Raw genomic sequence first — 15928 nt, forward strand, 5'->3', positions numbered from 1 at the left:
GCATCACTAAGGTTAGCCTTACCTCATGGACTCGACCGTCATCCCGTTCTCCGAGCTGCTGCGGCGTCGCACGCGGCGCTCGCACGGTGCCTCGGCCACGAGCGGCTTCATGCAGGACCTGCTCGGCGGCGACTGCGACGTCGCCGACTACGCGGACCTGCTCGGACAGTACGCCTTCGTGTACGACGCGCTCGAGCGGGCGGCGGAACGCATGGCCGACCACCCCGTGGCGGCGCCGTTCGTCACCGCGCAGCTCACCCGGATGCCGGCGATCCGCGCCGACCTCGAGTACCTGATCGGCCCGGACTGGTCCGAGCTGGTGTGCCCGCTGCCCGCGACGACCGCGTACGTGCGACGCCTCAACGAGGTCGCGGCCGAGTGGCCCGGCGGCTTCGTGGCACACCACTACACGCGGTACCTCGGCGACGTGTCCGGCGGGCACGTGATCGGCCAGGTGCTGGCCGAGCGGTTCGGGTTCGACACGAACGGTGTCCTCTTCTACATCTTCGACCAGGTCGCCGACCCGAGCGACTTCGAGCACACCTACCGGGCCCAGCTCGACGCCGCGCCGTGGACGGCCGACGAGCAGGAGCGGGTGATCGCCGAGGTCGAACTCGCCTACGAGCTGAACCGTGGGCTGCTCGCCGGCCTCGATGCCCGCCGTGCGCCGTTCCGTCAGGAGCCGGGCAGCGCCTCCGTGCCCGCCTGAACCGCGGCGGCAGTACCCGGGCCCAGCCCGTCCGGACCCGCCTGACCGCCCAGCGGCTGCGCACTCCCGCCCGGTCCCGCGTCCGTCCAGACGGTCGACGTCATGCGCCCCCGGGTGCCGATACGCTGCTGGGACCCGGGACCAGCCTCCCGGACGACCCGGAAAGGACTCCATGACGGCGATCGACGGATCTGCACGCCACGAGCGCGCGCGGGACGACGTCAGCGGTGCGGTCGACAGTGACCTGCGCGCCGACGTGCGGTACCTCGGCAACCTCCTCGGCCGGGTGCTGCGGGAGAACGGGGGCGACGAACTGCTCCACGACGTGGAGTCGTTGCGCGCCGCCGTGATCGATGCCTACGAGGGCGACCACGCCGAGGGTGCAGCGCGTGCCCAGGCGATCGTCTCTGGCATGTCGGCCGAACGTGCCGAGGCCGTGGCACAGGCGTTCACCACCTACTTCCACCTCACCAACCTGGCCGAGGAACACCACCGCGTGCGGGTCCTCCGTCAGCGTGGTGATGACGGCGGCGTGGCCGGCGACTCGTTCCCCGCCACCTACGCCGAGCTCGTCGCCGAGGTCGGCGAGGCCGAGGCCGCCGAGCGCCTCCGCACCCTGCGGTTCCACCCGGTGCTGACGGCCCACCCGACCGAGGCCCGCCGCCGCGCGGTCACCACGGGTGTCCGCCGCATCACGGACCTCATCGACGAGCGCGACCGCGCCCGCAACGCGACGGCCCGCGCCGAGAACGAGCGCCGCCTGCTCGAGGAGATCACGACCCTCCTGCGCACCTCCCCGCTCCGCACCACCCGGCCGACCCCGCTCGACGAGGTCCGCACCGCGATGAGCGTGTTCGACCAGACCCTGTTCGAGATCGTCCCGCAGGTCTACCGCCTGCTCGACGACCGGCTGCAGGGCGACGAAGCCGGCCGCGCTCCCGTGATCGCGCCCGCGTTCGTGCGGTTCGGCACCTGGATCGGCGGCGACCGCGACGGCAACCCGCACGTGACGGCCGACGTCACCCGCCAGGCCGCCGAGATCGCGGCGGAGCACATCCTGCTGGGCCTCGCCCGCGCGACCACCCGCATCGGCAGCGCCCTGACCCTCGACGCGAGCGACACCCCGGCCGACGCCGGCCTCACCGCCCTCGTCGCCGCGCAGGAGTCGCTCGACCCGGGCATCGCCGAGCGCATCGGCGTCCGCGCACCGAACGAGACGCATCGACGTGCGCTCCTCTTCGTCGCCGCGCGCATCGACGCCACCCGGACCGGCACCACGCCGCTGGCCTACGAGGGACCCGAGGCGCTGCTGGCCGACCTCCGCACCATCCAGGCGTCGCTCATCGCCGCCGGTGCGATCCGCCCGGCGAACGGCGAGCTGCAGAACCTGATCTGGCAGGTCGAGACCTTCGGGTTCCACCTCGCCGAGCTCGAGGTCCGGCAGCACTCGCAGGTGCACCGAACGGCCCTGGCCGAGATCCGCGCCGGTGGCGAACTGAGCGAGACCACGGAAGAGGTCCTCGCCGTGTTCCGCACGATCGCCGCGCTGCAGTCGCGCTACGGTGTCCGCGCGGCGAACCGGTACATCGTGTCCTTCACGCAGTCCCCGGCGGACCTGGCGAACGTGCACGAACTCGCGGTCGCGGCGCTCGGGTCCGCCGAGGCCGCGCCGGTGCTCGACGTCATCCCGCTCTTCGAGACCTTCGCCGACCTGCACGCCAGCGTCGACATCCTCGACGAGGCCGTCCGCACCGAGGCGTTCCAGCGACGCCTCGCCGCGACCGGCCGTCGGCTCGAGGTCATGCTCGGCTACTCGGACTCGTCGAAGGACGTCGGCCCGGTGTCCGCGAACCTGGCGCTGTACGACGCGCAGGCCCGCATCGCCGACTGGGCCCGCGACAACGACATCGAGCTGACCCTGTTCCACGGCCGGGGCGGTTCGCTCGGCCGCGGTGGCGGTCCCGCCAACGAGGCCGTCCTCGCGCAGCCGCCGGGATCGATCGACGGTCGCCTGAAGCTCACCGAGCAGGGTGAGGTCATCTTCGCCCAGTACGGCGACCAGGACATCGCTGCCCGCCACCTCGAGCAGATGGCCTCGGCGACGCTGTTCGCGTCGTCGCCGTCGAACGAGGCGCGCACCGCCGCCGCGGCCGCCCGGTTCGCCGAGCTCGCCCAGCAACTCGACGACGTCTCGCGCGTCGCCTTCTACGACCTGGTCAAGGCCGACGGCTTCGCGCCCTGGTTCGCCCGGGTCACCCCGATGGAGGAGATCGGCCTGCTGCCCCTCGGCTCGCGCCCGGCCCGTCGTGGCCTGTCGGTGGAGTCGCTGGAGGACCTCCGCGCCATCCCCTGGGTGTTCTCGTGGACGCAGGCGCGCATCAACCTCGCCGGTTGGTACGGGCTCGGCTCCGCGCTCGAGGCCGTCGGCGACGTCGACGTGCTCCGCGCCGCCTACGCCGAGTGGCCGCTCTTCGCCGCGATGATCAAGAACGTCGAGATGTCGCTCGCGAAGACCGACGAGCACATCGCCCGCCGGTACCTCGAGCTCGCCGACCGGGACGACCTCGCCGCGAAGGTGCTCGACGAGATGGTCCGCACCCGCGACTGGGTGCTCCGCGTCTCCGGCGGCAGCGACGTGCTCGAGGACCGGCCCGTCCTGGCCCGCGCCGTGCGCCTCCGCAGCCCGTACGTCGACGCGCTGTCGCACCTGCAGCTCCGTGCGCTGCGCGCCATCCGCACCTCCGGCAGCACGGACCCGACGGACGCCGACCACCGGCTCCTGCTGCTCACCGTCAACGGGATCGCGGCCGGCTTGCAGAACACGGGCTGACGCCCCCGACCGACGGACAGGAGGCCCGGTGCCAGCTGGCACCGGGCCTCCCGTCCGTCCGCGCGCACGTCCCGGGCCGCACCGCCGAGTGGTCACCAAGCGTCGGCTGTACCGCCGCCGGGCGACGGAACGCGACCGCTCGGCGGACGTGAGCGGGGTGTCGTGACCAAGCGCGCTTCGCGCCGTCGGTCGGCCCGAGTGGTCAGGACTCGTCGGGTTGCCCCGGCCGAGTGGTCACGAAGCGTCGGCTGCGCCGTCGCCAGGCGACGGAACGCGACCGCTCGGCGGACGTGAGCGGGGTGTCGTGACCAAGCGCGCTTCGCGCCGTCGGTCGGCCCGAGAGGTCGCGACACGTCGGGTTGCCCCGGCCGAGTGGTCACGAAGGCGACGGAACGCGACCGCTCGGCGGACGTGAGCGGGGGGTCGTGACCGCTCGCGGCGCCGGACGGGAGGCCCGTGGCGGGGCCGCACCGGGCCTCCCGTCCGTCCGTGCCCACGTCGCAGGCCCGCGTTCCGTGCGCCGCAACGGTCGCGTCCGGCACCTCGACCGGACCGTTGCTGCTCACGAAGTGCCCGTCGAATCGATTCGGGGACGCGTAGCGTGTCCGAGGTGACGACGGAGCGCAGCCTGGGACCGACGACGACCGTGCTGCCCCCGATCGTGCCGCTGGCGCTCATCGTCGGGGTCTCGCCGTTCGCGACGGACATGTACATCCCCGCACTCCCGGCCATCGCGCGCGACCTCGGCACCACGCCGGGCGCCGTGCAGCTGTCGCTCACGGCGTTCCTCGTGGCCTTCGCGGTCGGCCAGCTGCTCGTCGGACCGGTGAGTGACGGGATCGGTCGTCGGCCGATGCTCGTCGTCGGGACCGCCCTGTTCGCCCTCGCGTCGGTCGGCTGCGCGCTCGCGCCCGACGTCGTGACGCTGGTGGTGGCCCGCGTCGCGCAGGGACTCGCCGGTGCCGCGGGCGCCGTGGCCGGTCGGGCGATGGTGTCCGACGTGACGAGCGGCACCCGGATGGCGAAGGTGTTCGGCACGCTCGCGGCCATCAACGCGATCGGCCCCGTGGTGGCGCCGCTGGCCGGGGGAGCGGTGCTCACGGTCGGCACGTGGCGGCTCATGTTCGTCGTGCTGGCCGTCCTCGGTGCCGTGTTCTTCGTGGCGGTGGTGCTGCGGTTCCGCGAGACCCTGCCGCCGGAGCGTCGCGGTGGCGTCGGGTTCGCGGCGAACGGGCGGCGCATCCGCGAGCTCCTGGCGATCCCGCGGTTCCGGGCCTACGTGTTGAGCGGGGTGCTGTCGACGGTGGGGTTCTTCGCGTACATCGCGACGAGTTCGTTCGTGTTCCAGTCGGAGTTCGGGTTCTCCGAGGGGCTGTACACGCTCGTCTTCGCCACGAACGCCTCGATGATGATCGTCACGACGCTGCTGTTCGGTCGGCTCGTCGGACGGTTCACCGAAGACGCCCTGCTGACCCTGGGCCTGGTCGTCGGGACGGTCGGGGCCACGGCCGTGCTCGTGTCGGCGCTCCTCGGACTCGGGCCCGTGCCGGTGTGGTGCGCCCTCGCGGTCGTGACGGCCGCGTGGGGGTTCGTCCTGCCGGCGGCGATGACCCGCACCCAGCACGTCGGCGCGGCGCACCCGGGCACCGCGGCTGCCCTGCAGGGCGGGCTGACCTTCGGCATCGGCGGTCTCGGCACCCCGCTCGCCGGCGCGCTCGGCGGCACGGCACTGGCGATGGGCGGGGTGATGGCAGCGCTGATGGCCGCGGCCGTGGTGGTCCAGGTGACGGCGACGCGGCGAAACCGGTCCCACAAGTGACGGTCTGAGCCGGTAGGTTGCTGGTTGCAAGGCGCACCGATCTGAGGAGACCCACCGAGATGGACATCGTCGTACACGAGGCGGAGACCGACACCGCCGTCCTGGAGTGCAGCGGCCGGCTCAACATGGTCTCCGCGCCCACGTTCCGCGAGACCGTCGCCCAGATCGTCGGCAACGGGCGTTCGCGGCTCGTGGTCGAGCTCTCCGGGGTCGAGTTCATGGACTCCTCCGGCCTCGGCGCCCTGGTCGGCAGCCTCAAGACCGCGCGGCAGGCCGGCGGCGACCTCCGCATCGCGGCACCGTCGGAACAGGTCCAGATGGTGCTCAAGCTCTCGAACATCGACAAGATCCTGCGGACGTACCCCGACGGGGACGCCGCGGTGACCGACTGGTGATGACCGCCCCCGTCGCCGAGCACATGCTCGCACTGGCGTGCCCTCCGGACGACGTGTCCGCCGTGCACGACTTCCTCGCGGGCGTGTGGCAGCACGAGCCGTCCGTCGCCGCCGAGGACCGGATGGCCCTCGAGCTCGCCCTGGTCGAACTCACCTCGAACGTCATCGAGCACGGCGCCCGGCCGGACGGCGTCTCGTGCGAGCTCCGGCTCGAGATCGGCGACGAGCGCTTCCAGGCGCTGCTGTCCGACGACGGGGTCGCCGCGACGGTGGATCCCGACGCCGCCGTGCTGCCCGACGACTTCGCCGAGGGTGGTCGCGGGCTCGCCCTCGTCCGGATGGTCGTCGACGACCTGCGGTACGAGCGCGTGGCCGACCGGAACCGCTGGACGGTGCTGCGCTCCCGGCACTGAGCGGGAGCACGGCCGTCACACATCGACTTAGCCGCACCGGTCGTCCGCCCAGCGCACTCCGTGGGCCGTAAACCGCAATGACGGATCGCCGATTGTCGCGTTTCCCGGACACCGTGTCACGATTCGCGCGATGACTGTCGAGCCTGATCCCCGGATCCGGTTCGAGACGTCCGGCGCCGGACTCGACGCGGCCGTGCAACTGTACGAAGAGGCCTACGAGAGCACGGGGTTCTCGGCGTCCCGGACCGATCGTCCGTTCGCGTACCGGTTCCAGGTCGTGGGCGACGGATCGATGACGTTCCGCTCCACCCGGTTCGACGGGCGGATGCAGGGCGAGGTCGAGGTCCCCGACGAGTACGTCGTGATGTGGACCTCGGACGGCGGTGGCCGCGTCGACGTCGGTCGCCAGGAGGTCGACTTCGCACCGGGGACGCCACGGGTGTTCCCGACGCGGCGCCCCTTCGTGTTCGACCTGCAGGACGTCCGCCAGAGCCTCGTGCAGTTCGACCGCACGTACCTGGAGGGCGTCGCCGCCGAGGTGCACGGCACCCGGCCCGGCCCCCTGGTGTTCGACCACACCGCCGCGCCCCGGCCGGAGGACCTCCGCGCCTGGAACGCCCGGGTGCAACGAGCCGCAGCGATGGTGCTCGGCCCGGCACCGCTCACCGCGCTGGCCCTGGCCGAGACCGTGCGCGAGACCGCGCTGGCGTTCCTCGACACGTTCCCACACGAGTCCATCGCCCCCGACGTCGCGCTGCCGCAGGGAGCTACTGGTCGCGTCCGCGAAGCCGTGGAGTTCATGCACGCCTTCGCCCACACGCCCGTGACCACGACCGACGTCGCCCAGCACGTCGGCCTGAGCGTCCGGGGGCTGCAGCAGGCGTTCCAGCGGCAGGTCGGCACAGCGCCGAACGCGTTGCTGCGGGGGATCCGCCTGGACCGCGTGCACGAGGAACTCCGGCGTGCGTCGGCGGGCGAACTGACGGTGGCGAGCGTGGCGTTGCGCTGGGGCTTCGCGCACCTCGGCCGGTTCTCGGCGGCCTACGCGTCGCGCTTCGGGCAGTACCCGCGCGACACGCTGCAGCAGCCCCGGGGCGCTGTCCTGCAGCCCTGACGCACGTCACACTCCGGATCGGCACCTCGTCGGTTCGCTACGCTGCCCGGGTGAGCAGACCGCGACCGTGGGTGATCGTCCCCGGCATCTGGAACTCGGACCCGGACCACTGGCAGTCCATCTGGGAGCGGGAGCGGCAGGACGAGCGCGACCAGCACGACGAGCACGGCCAGCACGACGAGCACGGCCAGCGCGACCAGCACGACGAGCACGGCCAGCACGGCCAGCACGACCACCGCGATCACCACCCCCAGCGCGCCGCCGTCCGCATCGCCCCCACCTCGTGGAGCGAGCCGGACCCCGACGACTGGCGCGACGCGATCTCGACGGCCGTGGCCTCGTGCACGGAGCCCCCGGTCCTCATCGCCCACAGCCTCGGCGTCCTGGCCGTCGCCGACTGGCTCGCCACCACGGCGGACGCTCACGCGCTCGTCGCCGGTGCCTTCCTCGTCGCCCCGCCCGACCCGCTCGGCGACATGTTCCCGGCCGAGGCCTCGGGCTTCGTGGCACCGCGCCCGGTGCCCCCGGCCCAGCAGGTCCCGACGCGCCTCGTCGTGAGCGACGACGACCCGTACTGCAGCGCTGACCGGGGCGTCGTGTTCGCCGACGTCATGGGCGCGGACGTCGTCCGTGTCGGTCCCCTCGGACACGTGAACGTCGCCAGTGGTGTCGGTGCCTGGCCCGCGGGGCGGGAACTGCTGCGGGCGTTCGAGGACGGCCTCCGCCCACCCCGATGACCACCGGGCGCGACACGCCGCTCAACTCCGCTCCGATATGGCAGGCGGTGCAGCGACACTCCGCGGATGTCCCGCATTTCGGCCCGCGCGATATTTATCCTTCGAGCATGGAGACCCAGTCCGGCGCACGCACCCCGCTCGTGGACCCGTTCGGCCGCGAGCTCGAGGAGTGGCTCCGCGACGCACCGGCGACCCGCGCCCCGTACGTGCCGGACCTCGTCGTCCCGCCCGTCACCGGCCCCGTGCAGCGCCCCGGACACGCCGCGATCAGCACCACGACCGCCGACGAAGCGACCGTCGACCCGACGACCGCCCCGGCGCACGTCGCCACGACCGCCCCGGCGGACGAGACGACCCCGCTTGCACCCGCCGCCCCCGCGTTCCGCCGCGACCGCGCCCGCCACGCCGCGCTCTGCGCCCCGTCGTTCCCGGAGCCGCCGGAGCGTCTGGCCCTGCGCATCGAGGACCTCGCGGTCAAGGTCTCGTCGTCCACGGGCCGCAGCAGCATCGAGCGCATCGTCCTGCTCGAGGACGAGGTCCGCCGCCGCGACGAGGACCTCGCTCGCCTCGCCGCGTGGGAGGCCACCGTCGCCGGCTCCGAGGACCCCGAGGTGACGGCCGCCCGCGCCTTCGCCCACACCGTCTTCGCCGACCTGCTGTCCGACGCCGCCGCCGAGGCGGACCGCCGCGACCGCGCCGCAGCCCGCCGCGCAGCGACCGCGCCCGTGGCGCTCGTCACCCGGGCGGCCCCCGTGCCGACCCGCGCAGCACGGAGCGTCCCCGCAGCAGAGCAGGCACCCGCACCGGAAGCCGCACCGGTGGTGGAACTCATCACCCCGGAACGCGACGAACCCGTCCGACCGGTGCTGGGCCTCCCGGCAGTGTCCCCCGTGTCCGCGGCCACGCGACCGACCCCGCTCGTCCTGCCCGCCACCGGGCCGACGGTCATCGACCGCGCGGCCTTCGCCGCCGCGCTCACCGCGCACCAGGGCGTCACCGCCAGCACGCCGGTCGTCCTGCCGGACGCCGTCGCCGCACCCGTGGTCCCGGCCCCCGTCGCGGAGGCCGCGGAAGCCGACACTGCCACGGCGGCAGCGCCGGCCCCGACCGGCTGGTGGTCGCGACTCGTCAACCGGCTGCTCGGCCTGCTCGGTCGTCGCTGACGGCTCGCGGCCACGACGCCGTCGGCTGCACTGCCGTCGGCTGCACTGCCTCCGGCTGCACTGCCATCGGCTGCACTGCCTGGAGGCCCGGATCACCCCACACGGACCGGCTGCCCCGTGCGGGGCGGTCGCCTCGGTACACTGATGGGATGCCGACGCTCCGCGAACTCCAGGCCGTGATCGAGGACCTGTGGCCCGCCGCCGGTGCCGAGTCGTGGGACTCCGTCGGGCTCGTCGCGGGTGATCCCGCCGCCACCGTCGAGCACGTGCACCTCGCCGTCGACGCTGTCCCGGCCACCGCCCGTGAAGCCGTCGAACTCGGTGCCGGGCTCCTGCTCACGCACCACCCGCTGCTGCTGCGCGGGGTGACGACGATCGCCGAGTCGACCTACAAGGGCAGCGTCCTCGCGACCCTGGTGCGTGGCGGCAGCGCCCTGCTCGCGGCGCACACCAACGCCGACGTCGTGACGACCGGCACCTCGGCCGTCCTCGCCGACCGACTCGGGCTCACCGAGCAGCGACCGCTCGACGCCGGAGCCGACCCCGACACGGGCATCGGCAGAGTCGGGGTGCTGCCAGAGGGGACGACCCTCGGCGCCCTCGCCCGGAAGCTCGTCGACCTGCTGCCGCCCACGGCCACCGGGGTCCGCGTCTCCGGCGACTTCGACCAACCCGTCCGCACCGTGGCGCTGTGCGCGGGTGCGGGCGACTCGCTGCTCGGCCACCCCGCCGTGCTCGACGCCGACGTCTACATCACGAGCGACCTGCGGCACCACCCGGCCTCGGAGTTCCGCGAGCAGGCGCTGCTCGGCGGCGGGCCGGCGCTCATCGACACCTCGCACTGGGCCACCGAGTGGCTCTGGCTCGACGTCGCCGCAGAGCAGCTGCGCACCCGGGCCGGGGTCCGCGTCACCGTGAGCGACCTCCGCACCGACCCGTGGGACTTCGCCGTCCTGCCGGCCGCCGAACCGACCACCCCCACAGAAGGAGCCTGACCATGAAGGCAGCACCCGAGGACCAGGTCATCCTCCTCGACGTCCAGCGTCTCGACAACGACGTCACCCGCATCGCGCACCGCATCACGTCGTTGCAGAAGGGCGACCAGCTGACCGAGCTGAGCAAGCAGGCCGCGGCGCTCCGCAGTGAACTCGTCGCCGCCACCGGCGAGGTCGAGGACGCCGAGCGCGACCTCGCCCGCCTGGAGTCCGACACCGCAGTTGCGCAGGCCCGTGTCGAACGCGACACCACGATGCTGCAGAACGTCGCGAACGCGAAGGACGCCGCCGGACTGCAGAGTGAGCTCGACTCGCTGCAGCGGCGCATCGGCGGCCTCGAGACCGCCGAGCTCGAGATCATGGAGAACCTCGACGGGCTCCGCGCCCGGGTCGGCGACATCGAGGCGAAGCTCGCCGACGTCGAGGCCGCCCGCGGTGGTCTGGTCGCCGAGCGCGACGCGGAGATCGCCCGGCTCACGGCCGACCGCGAGTCCGCCGAGCAGGCGCGCGCCGACGTCGCCGCCAAGGTGCCGGCCGAGCTGCTCGCCCTGTACGACCGGCAGCGTGCGCGCTACGGCTTCGGCGCCTCGCTGCTGCAGGGTGGCGTGTCGACGGCCTCGGGCGTGGCGCTCAACAACTCCGATCTGCAGACCATCCGCCGGGCTGCGCCCGACGACGTGGTGCTGTGCCCCGACAGCGACGCGATCCTGGTGCGGACGGCCGAGTCCGGGCTGTAGTCGCGAGCGACGTCCGCCTCCTGTCCGTCGTGGGCTGGTCGCAACGCGTCTCGTGCGTGCCGCCGGGAGGTCACGAACTGTCGGTTGCGGCCGCGCCGGCCGACCGTTGGTGACCACTGGGCGGACGTGAGCGGGGGGTCGTGACCGAGCGCGCCGCCTGAGGGGAGGCCCGTGGCGGCGCTGCACTGCGCCTCCTGTCCGTCGTGGGCTGGTCGCAACGTGTCGCGTGCGTGTCGCCGGGAGGTCACGAACTGTCGGCTGCGGTCCTGCCGACCGACCGTTGGTGACCGCTCGGCGGACCTGAGCGGGGAGTCGTGACCGCGCGCGTCGCCTGACGGGAGGCCCGTGGCGGCGCTGGACCGCGGCTCCTGTCCGTCGTGGGCTGGTCGCAACGCGTCGCGTGCGTGCCGCCGGGAGGTCACGAACCGTCGGCTGCGGCCGTGCCAACCGACAGTTGGTGACCGCTCGGCGGAGCTGAGCGGGGAGTCGTGACCGCACGCGCCGCCTGACGGGAGGCCCGTGGCGGCGCTGGACCGCGGCTCCTGTCCGTCGTGGGCTGGTCGCAACGCGTCGCGTGCGTGCCGCCGGGAGGTCACGAACTGTCGGCTGCGGTCCTGCCGGCCGACCGTTGGTGACCACTCGGCGGAGCTGAGCGGGGAGTCGTGACCGCGCGCGCCGCCTGACGGGAGGCCCGTGGCGGCGCTGCACCGCGGCTCCTGTCCGTCGTGGGCTGGTCGCAACGCGTCGCGTGCGTGCCGCCGGGAGGTCACGAACCGTCGGCTGCGGTCCTGCCGGCCGACCATTGGTGACCACTGGGCGGACCTGAGCGGGGGTCGTGACCGCGCGCGCCGCCTGAGGGGAGGCCCGTGGCGGCGCTGCACTGCGGCTCCTGTCCGTCGTGGGCTGGTCGCAACGCGTCGCGTGCGTGCCGCCGGGAGGTCACGAACTGTCGGTTGCGGTCCTGCCGGCCGACCGTTGGTGACCACTCGGCGGACCTGAGCGGGGAGTCGTGACCGCGCGCGCCGCCTAACGCGGCACGGAGAAGGGGCGAATGGGCCGGCCGTACGCCGGGTTCTGTCCCGCCGCTTGCACGGCGGTGACGGCCATCTCTCTCGGACCGACGTTGCCGTCGGCCTCCAGCGGTCTACCCGAGGACTCGGCGAGCAGCCTCAACGTCCTCTGTCTGACCTTGCTCCGGGCGAGGTTTACCGAGCGGATCCGGTCACCCGGACCCCTGGTGGTCTCTTACACCACCGTTTCACCCTTACCGACGTCTCCGCCGGCGGTCTGCTTTCTGTGGCACTGTCTCGCGGATTGCTCCGGGTGGGTGTTACCCACCGCCCTGCTCTGTGGAGCCCGGACGTTCCTCGGCGCTCCCGGGGGAGCGACGCGACCGTCTCACCGACCCATTCGCTGGGGCGAGTCTACCCGGCTCCGCGGTGCCCGATGCGAGGAGAGCCCCACGCACACACGTACCTGATGAGAACGGGCGTACCTGGTCGGAAGTTCCGACCAGGTACGCCCGATTCGACCAGGTACGCCCGCGACCAGGCACGCCCGCGACCCGATTAGACGCTGCGCGCCGCCAGGGTCGCGGCGCCGATGATGCCGGCGTTGTTGCGGAGCGTCGCGGGGATGATGTCGGCCTGCAGGTCGAGCAGCGGGAGGAACTCCTCGTACTGCTTCGAGACCCCGCCGCCGACGACGAAGAGCTCGGGGGAGAGCAGGGCCTCGAGCGTCGAGTAGTACTTCTGCAGACGCTTCGCCCAGTGCTTCCACGACAGGTCGTCGCGTTCCTTGGCGGCGAACGAGGCGCGCGACTCGGCGTCGTGCCCCTCGATCTCCAGGTGCCCGAGCTCCGAGTTGACGATGAGCACGCCGTCGTTGATGAGCGCGGTGCCGATGCCGGTGCCGAGCGTCGTCACGATGACCAGGCCGTCCTTGCCCTTGGCCGCGCCGAACTGCTGCTCGGCGAACCCGGCGGCGTCGGCGTCGTTGACGAAGTGGATGGAGCGGCCGAGTTCCTTCTCGAACAGTGCCTCGGCCTCGAAGCCGATCCACTTCTTCGACACGTTCGCGGCGGACATCGTCTTGCCGTCCCGCACGATCGCCGGGAAGCAGACGCCGACGGGGACGTCGTCACCGGGGGCGAGTTCGCCGATGATCTCCTTGACCACCGCCGTGATGTCCTGGGGCTTCCCGCCCTCGGGCGTGGCCTTCTTGATGCGGTCGGTGGTGAGGGCGCCGGACGCGACGTCGACGATCGCGCCCTTGATGCCCGTACCACCGATGTCGACGCCGACTGCGAGGGAGGTCATGAGGTTGTCGTGCCTTTCGGTTGCCTGCCGGAGGTGTCCGGTCAGGAGACGGTGAGGAGCTCCGCGCCGCGTTCGGTGACGACGAGGGTGTGCTCGAACTGCGCGGTCCACGACTTGTCACGGGTCGAGACCGTCCAGTCGTCGGACCAGATGTCGGCCTCGATGCCGCCGAGCGTGAGCATGGGTTCGATGGTGAACACCATGCCGGGTTCGATCACCGTGTCGTACTGCGGTGCGTCGTAGTGGGGGATGATCAGGCCGGAGTGGAACGCCCGACCGACGCCGTGTCCGGTGTAGTCGCGGACGACGCCGTAGCCGAAGCGCTTCGCGTACGCCTCGATGGCGCGACCGATGACGTTGACCTGCCGGCCCGGGGCGACGGCCCTGATGCCGCGACGCAGTGCTTCCTCGGTGCGGGTGACCAGGTCCGACACCTCGGGTGCTGCTTGCCCGACGACGAACGTGCGGTTCGTGTCGCCGTGCATGCCGTCCTTGTAGGCGGTGATGTCGATGTTGACGAGGTCGCCCTCCTGCAGGACGGTGTCGTCGGGGATGCCGTGGCAGATGACCTCGTTGAGGCTCGAGCAGAGCGACTTCGGGTAGCCGCGGTACCCGAGCGTGGAGGGGTAGGCGCCGTGTGCGACGACGAACTCGTGCCCGATCCGGTCCAGCTCGTCGGTGGTCACACCGGGGCGGATGGCTTCGCCGACGGCGTCGATGGCCTGCGACGCGATGCGTCCCGCGACGCGGATGCGCTCGACCTCGTCCGGCGTGTAGGTGTCACCGAGACCGTGCTCGTAGGGCTCGACCTTCCCGACGTACTCCGGACGCTCGATGTCCTTCGGGACGGCGCGGTGCGGGGAGATGCGGCCGGCGGTCAGGTGTCCGTGTTCGTCCCGGGGCATGCGGACCACTCTAGCCGCGGCGCGACGCGCCGAACGCAACCGCCCCACGGTGCGGTCCGACGCCGGTGGGCGTGACTGCCTGGAGGCCCGGTGCCGGTCCGACGGACCGGCACCGGGCCTCCAGACGGTTGCGTGGGTACGGTGGGCGGCATGAGCGAAGACCGCATCGAGTCCCAGTGGTGGTTCAACGACAAGACCGGCCAGGTCGAGCAGGGCCCGCAGTCGCCGCAGCGCGACCGGATCGGCCCGTTCGCGACGCGAGAAGAGGCGCAGCACGCGCTCGACCGCATCGCCGCGAACAACGAGAAGTGGGACGCCGAGGACCGCTGAGCACCGCGGGCGGCGCCCCGGTGACGGCGCGTCGCACGGCCCCGCGCACACCGCCGGACCACTAGCCTGGGACGAGGCCCGCCAGCGGCCACCCGATACACGGAAAGGTCGTGCATGGACAAGCAGACGGACTTCGTGCTCCGCACCATCGAGGAGCGCGGCATCAAGTTCATCCGACTCTGGTTCACGGACGTCATCGGGACGCTGAAGTCGGTGGCGATCGCCCCGGCCGAGGTCGAGGGTGCATTCGCCGAGGGCATCGGGTTCGACGGCTCCGCGATCGAGGGCCTCACCCGTTCGTACGAGGCCGACGTCCTGGCGCACCCGGACCCCTCGACCTTCCAGATCCTGCCGTGGCGCGGCGAGATCGACCCCACCGCGCGGATGTTCTGCGACATCACGACGCCGGACGGGCAGCCCGCCGTGGCCGACCCCCGCAACGTGCTGAAGCGCACCCTGGCGCGGGCGAGCGACCGCGGGTTCACGTTCTACACGCACCCCGAGATCGAGTTCTACCTGCTGAAGAGCCGCGAGTGGAAGGACGGCGGCCCGCAGCCCGTCGACCAGGCCGGCTACTTCGACAACGTCCCCGGCGGCAGCGCGCACGACTTCCGTCGCCGGTCGGTCCGGATGCTCGAGGACCTCGGCATCTCGGTCGAGTTCTCGCACCACGAGGCCGGCCCCGGGCAGAACGAGATCGACCTCCGCTACGCCGACGCACTGACGATGGCGGACAACATCATGACCTTCCGCACCGTGGTGAAGGAAGTCGCGATCGAGCAGGGCGTCTACGCGACGTTCATGCCGAAGCCGATCTCCGGCCAGCCCGGTTCCGGCATGCACACCCACGTGTCCCTGTTCGAGGGCGACCAGAACGCCTTCTACGAGGCCGGTGGCCAGTACCAGCTGTCGCAGACGGCCAAGCACTTCATCGCCGGCGTGCTCAAGCACGCGCCGGAGATCACCGCGGTGACGAACCAGTTCGTCAACTCGTACAAGCGGCTCTGGGGCGGCGACGAGGCCCCGTCCTTCGTAACCTGGGGCCACAACAACCGCTCGGCCCTGGTGCGGGTGCCGCTCTACAAGCCGAACAAGGGCCAGTCCTCGCGAATCGAGTACCGCGGCATCGACTCGGCGGCGAACCCGTACCTGGCGTACTCGCTGCTGCTCGCCGCCGGCCTCAAGGGCATCGAGGAAGAGTACGAGCTCCCCGCCGAGGCCGAGGACAACGTCTGGAGCCTCAGCGACTCGGAGCGCCGGGCCCTGGGCTACAGCCAGTTGCCCGCGAGCCTCGACCACGCCCTGAGCCTCATGGAGGACTCCGAGCTGGTGGCCGAGACCCTCGGCGAGCAGGTGTTCAACTTCGTGCTGCTCAACAAGCGGCAGGAGTGGAAGCGCTACCGCGACCAGGTCACCCCGTTCGAGCTCGACACCAACCTCGGCGCGCTCTAGAGCCGAGCGCC

The 15928-nt window shown here is 72.3% G+C and carries 14 protein-coding genes and 1 other RNA gene; 12 read left to right on the forward strand and 3 right to left on the reverse strand.

Annotated elements, in window-relative coordinates:
* The first annotated feature begins 25 nt into the window (after positions 1–25).
* The 10 genes from FFG40_RS11080 to FFG40_RS11125 all read left to right on the forward strand — a co-directional run bounded on the left by FFG40_RS11080 (position 26) and on the right by FFG40_RS11125 (position 10912).
* Positions 26–709, forward strand: a complete 684-nt coding sequence (locus FFG40_RS11080; protein ID WP_138803218.1) for a heme oxygenase (biliverdin-producing) — start codon at positions 26–28, stop codon at positions 707–709.
* Between the two features lie 172 nt (positions 710–881).
* A complete protein-coding gene (locus FFG40_RS11085; RefSeq protein ID WP_138803219.1) occupies positions 882–3539 on the forward strand; it encodes a phosphoenolpyruvate carboxylase in 2658 nt (885 codons plus the stop codon).
* A 610-nt stretch (positions 3540–4149) separates the two neighbouring features.
* A complete protein-coding gene (locus FFG40_RS11090) occupies positions 4150–5358 on the forward strand; it encodes a multidrug effflux MFS transporter (protein ID WP_260678863.1) in 1209 nt (402 codons plus the stop codon).
* 59 nt (positions 5359–5417) lie between these two features.
* Positions 5418–5753 carry an STAS domain-containing protein gene (locus FFG40_RS11095; RefSeq protein ID WP_017886068.1) on the forward strand — a complete coding sequence of 112 codons (336 nt, stop codon included), beginning with the start codon at positions 5418–5420 and terminating at the stop codon, positions 5751–5753.
* Positions 5753–6166, forward strand: a complete 414-nt coding sequence (locus FFG40_RS11100) for an ATP-binding protein (RefSeq protein ID WP_035808261.1) — start codon at positions 5753–5755, stop codon at positions 6164–6166. The genes FFG40_RS11095 and FFG40_RS11100 overlap by 1 nt, the downstream gene beginning before the upstream one ends.
* 130 nt (positions 6167–6296) lie before the next feature.
* Complete coding sequence (locus FFG40_RS11105) at positions 6297–7280, forward strand: AraC family transcriptional regulator (protein ID WP_138803221.1); 984 nt, start codon at positions 6297–6299, stop codon at positions 7278–7280.
* A gap of 50 nt (positions 7281–7330) precedes the next feature.
* A complete protein-coding gene (locus FFG40_RS11110) occupies positions 7331–8017 on the forward strand; it encodes an alpha/beta hydrolase (protein WP_185974164.1) in 687 nt (228 codons plus the stop codon).
* A 107-nt stretch (positions 8018–8124) separates the two neighbouring features.
* On the forward strand, positions 8125–9180 hold the full coding sequence (locus FFG40_RS11115) for a hypothetical protein (RefSeq protein WP_138803222.1): 1056 nt from the start codon (positions 8125–8127) through the stop codon (positions 9178–9180).
* Positions 9181–9329: 149 nt separating this feature from the next.
* Positions 9330–10175, forward strand: coding sequence for a Nif3-like dinuclear metal center hexameric protein (locus FFG40_RS11120; RefSeq protein WP_071244543.1), 846 nt, complete (start codon positions 9330–9332; stop codon positions 10173–10175).
* 2 nt (positions 10176–10177) lie between these two features.
* The gene (locus FFG40_RS11125; RefSeq protein ID WP_027465445.1) at positions 10178–10912 is read left to right on the forward strand and encodes a zinc ribbon domain-containing protein; all 735 of its coding nucleotides are present in this window, start codon (positions 10178–10180) and stop codon (positions 10910–10912) included.
* Between the two features lie 1048 nt (positions 10913–11960).
* Here the strand turns inward: FFG40_RS11125 and rnpB are convergent.
* From rnpB to map, 3 genes are all read right to left on the reverse strand, one after another.
* An RNA gene (gene rnpB / locus FFG40_RS11130) (RNase P RNA component class A) lies at positions 11961–12321 on the reverse strand.
* 159 nt (positions 12322–12480) lie between these two features.
* Positions 12481–13230 carry a polyphosphate--glucose phosphotransferase gene (gene ppgK / locus FFG40_RS11135; RefSeq protein ID WP_027465446.1) on the reverse strand — a complete coding sequence of 250 codons (750 nt, stop codon included), beginning with the start codon at positions 13228–13230 and terminating at the stop codon, positions 12481–12483.
* A gap of 41 nt (positions 13231–13271) precedes the next feature.
* Positions 13272–14135 (reverse strand): type I methionyl aminopeptidase, encoded by an 864-nt coding sequence (gene map, locus FFG40_RS11140; RefSeq protein WP_138803223.1) that lies wholly within the window; start codon positions 14133–14135, stop codon positions 13272–13274.
* 150 nt (positions 14136–14285) lie between these two features.
* Here map and FFG40_RS11145 point away from each other — a divergent pair, with 150 nt between their 5' ends.
* Positions 14286–14465 (forward strand): SPOR domain-containing protein, encoded by a 180-nt coding sequence (locus FFG40_RS11145; protein ID WP_027465448.1) that lies wholly within the window; start codon positions 14286–14288, stop codon positions 14463–14465.
* Between the two features lie 114 nt (positions 14466–14579).
* Positions 14580–15917, forward strand: a complete 1338-nt coding sequence (glnA, locus tag FFG40_RS11150; protein ID WP_027465449.1) for a type I glutamate--ammonia ligase — start codon at positions 14580–14582, stop codon at positions 15915–15917.
* The last annotated feature ends 11 nt before the right edge of the window (positions 15918–15928 follow it).

This window comes from Curtobacterium sp. KBS0715 (genome assembly GCF_005938005.2).
GTDB lineage: Bacteria > Actinomycetota > Actinomycetes > Actinomycetales > Microbacteriaceae > Curtobacterium > Curtobacterium flaccumfaciens.

What these genes read in the sequence shown, in the direction of transcription:
- FFG40_RS11100 (WP_035808261.1), top strand. Translation starts at nt 5,753, where the DNA reads ATGACCGCCCCCGTCGCCGAGCACATGCTCGCACTGGCGTGCCCTCCG.
- FFG40_RS11080 (WP_138803218.1), top strand. Translation starts at nt 26, where the DNA reads ATGGACTCGACCGTCATCCCGTTCTCCGAGCTGCTGCGGCGTCGCACG.
- ppgK (WP_027465446.1), bottom strand. Translation starts at nt 13,230, where the DNA reads ATGACCTCCCTCGCAGTCGGCGTCGACATCGGTGGTACGGGCATCAAG.
- FFG40_RS11145 (WP_027465448.1), top strand. Translation starts at nt 14,286, where the DNA reads ATGAGCGAAGACCGCATCGAGTCCCAGTGGTGGTTCAACGACAAGACC.
- map (WP_138803223.1), bottom strand. Translation starts at nt 14,135, where the DNA reads ATGCCCCGGGACGAACACGGACACCTGACCGCCGGCCGCATCTCCCCG.
- FFG40_RS11085 (WP_138803219.1), top strand. Translation starts at nt 882, where the DNA reads ATGACGGCGATCGACGGATCTGCACGCCACGAGCGCGCGCGGGACGAC.
- FFG40_RS11125 (WP_027465445.1), top strand. Translation starts at nt 10,178, where the DNA reads ATGAAGGCAGCACCCGAGGACCAGGTCATCCTCCTCGACGTCCAGCGT.
- FFG40_RS11095 (WP_017886068.1), top strand. Translation starts at nt 5,418, where the DNA reads ATGGACATCGTCGTACACGAGGCGGAGACCGACACCGCCGTCCTGGAG.
- FFG40_RS11115 (WP_138803222.1), top strand. Translation starts at nt 8,125, where the DNA reads ATGGAGACCCAGTCCGGCGCACGCACCCCGCTCGTGGACCCGTTCGGC.
- FFG40_RS11105 (WP_138803221.1), top strand. Translation starts at nt 6,297, where the DNA reads ATGACTGTCGAGCCTGATCCCCGGATCCGGTTCGAGACGTCCGGCGCC.
- FFG40_RS11120 (WP_071244543.1), top strand. Translation starts at nt 9,330, where the DNA reads ATGCCGACGCTCCGCGAACTCCAGGCCGTGATCGAGGACCTGTGGCCC.
- glnA (WP_027465449.1), top strand. Translation starts at nt 14,580, where the DNA reads ATGGACAAGCAGACGGACTTCGTGCTCCGCACCATCGAGGAGCGCGGC.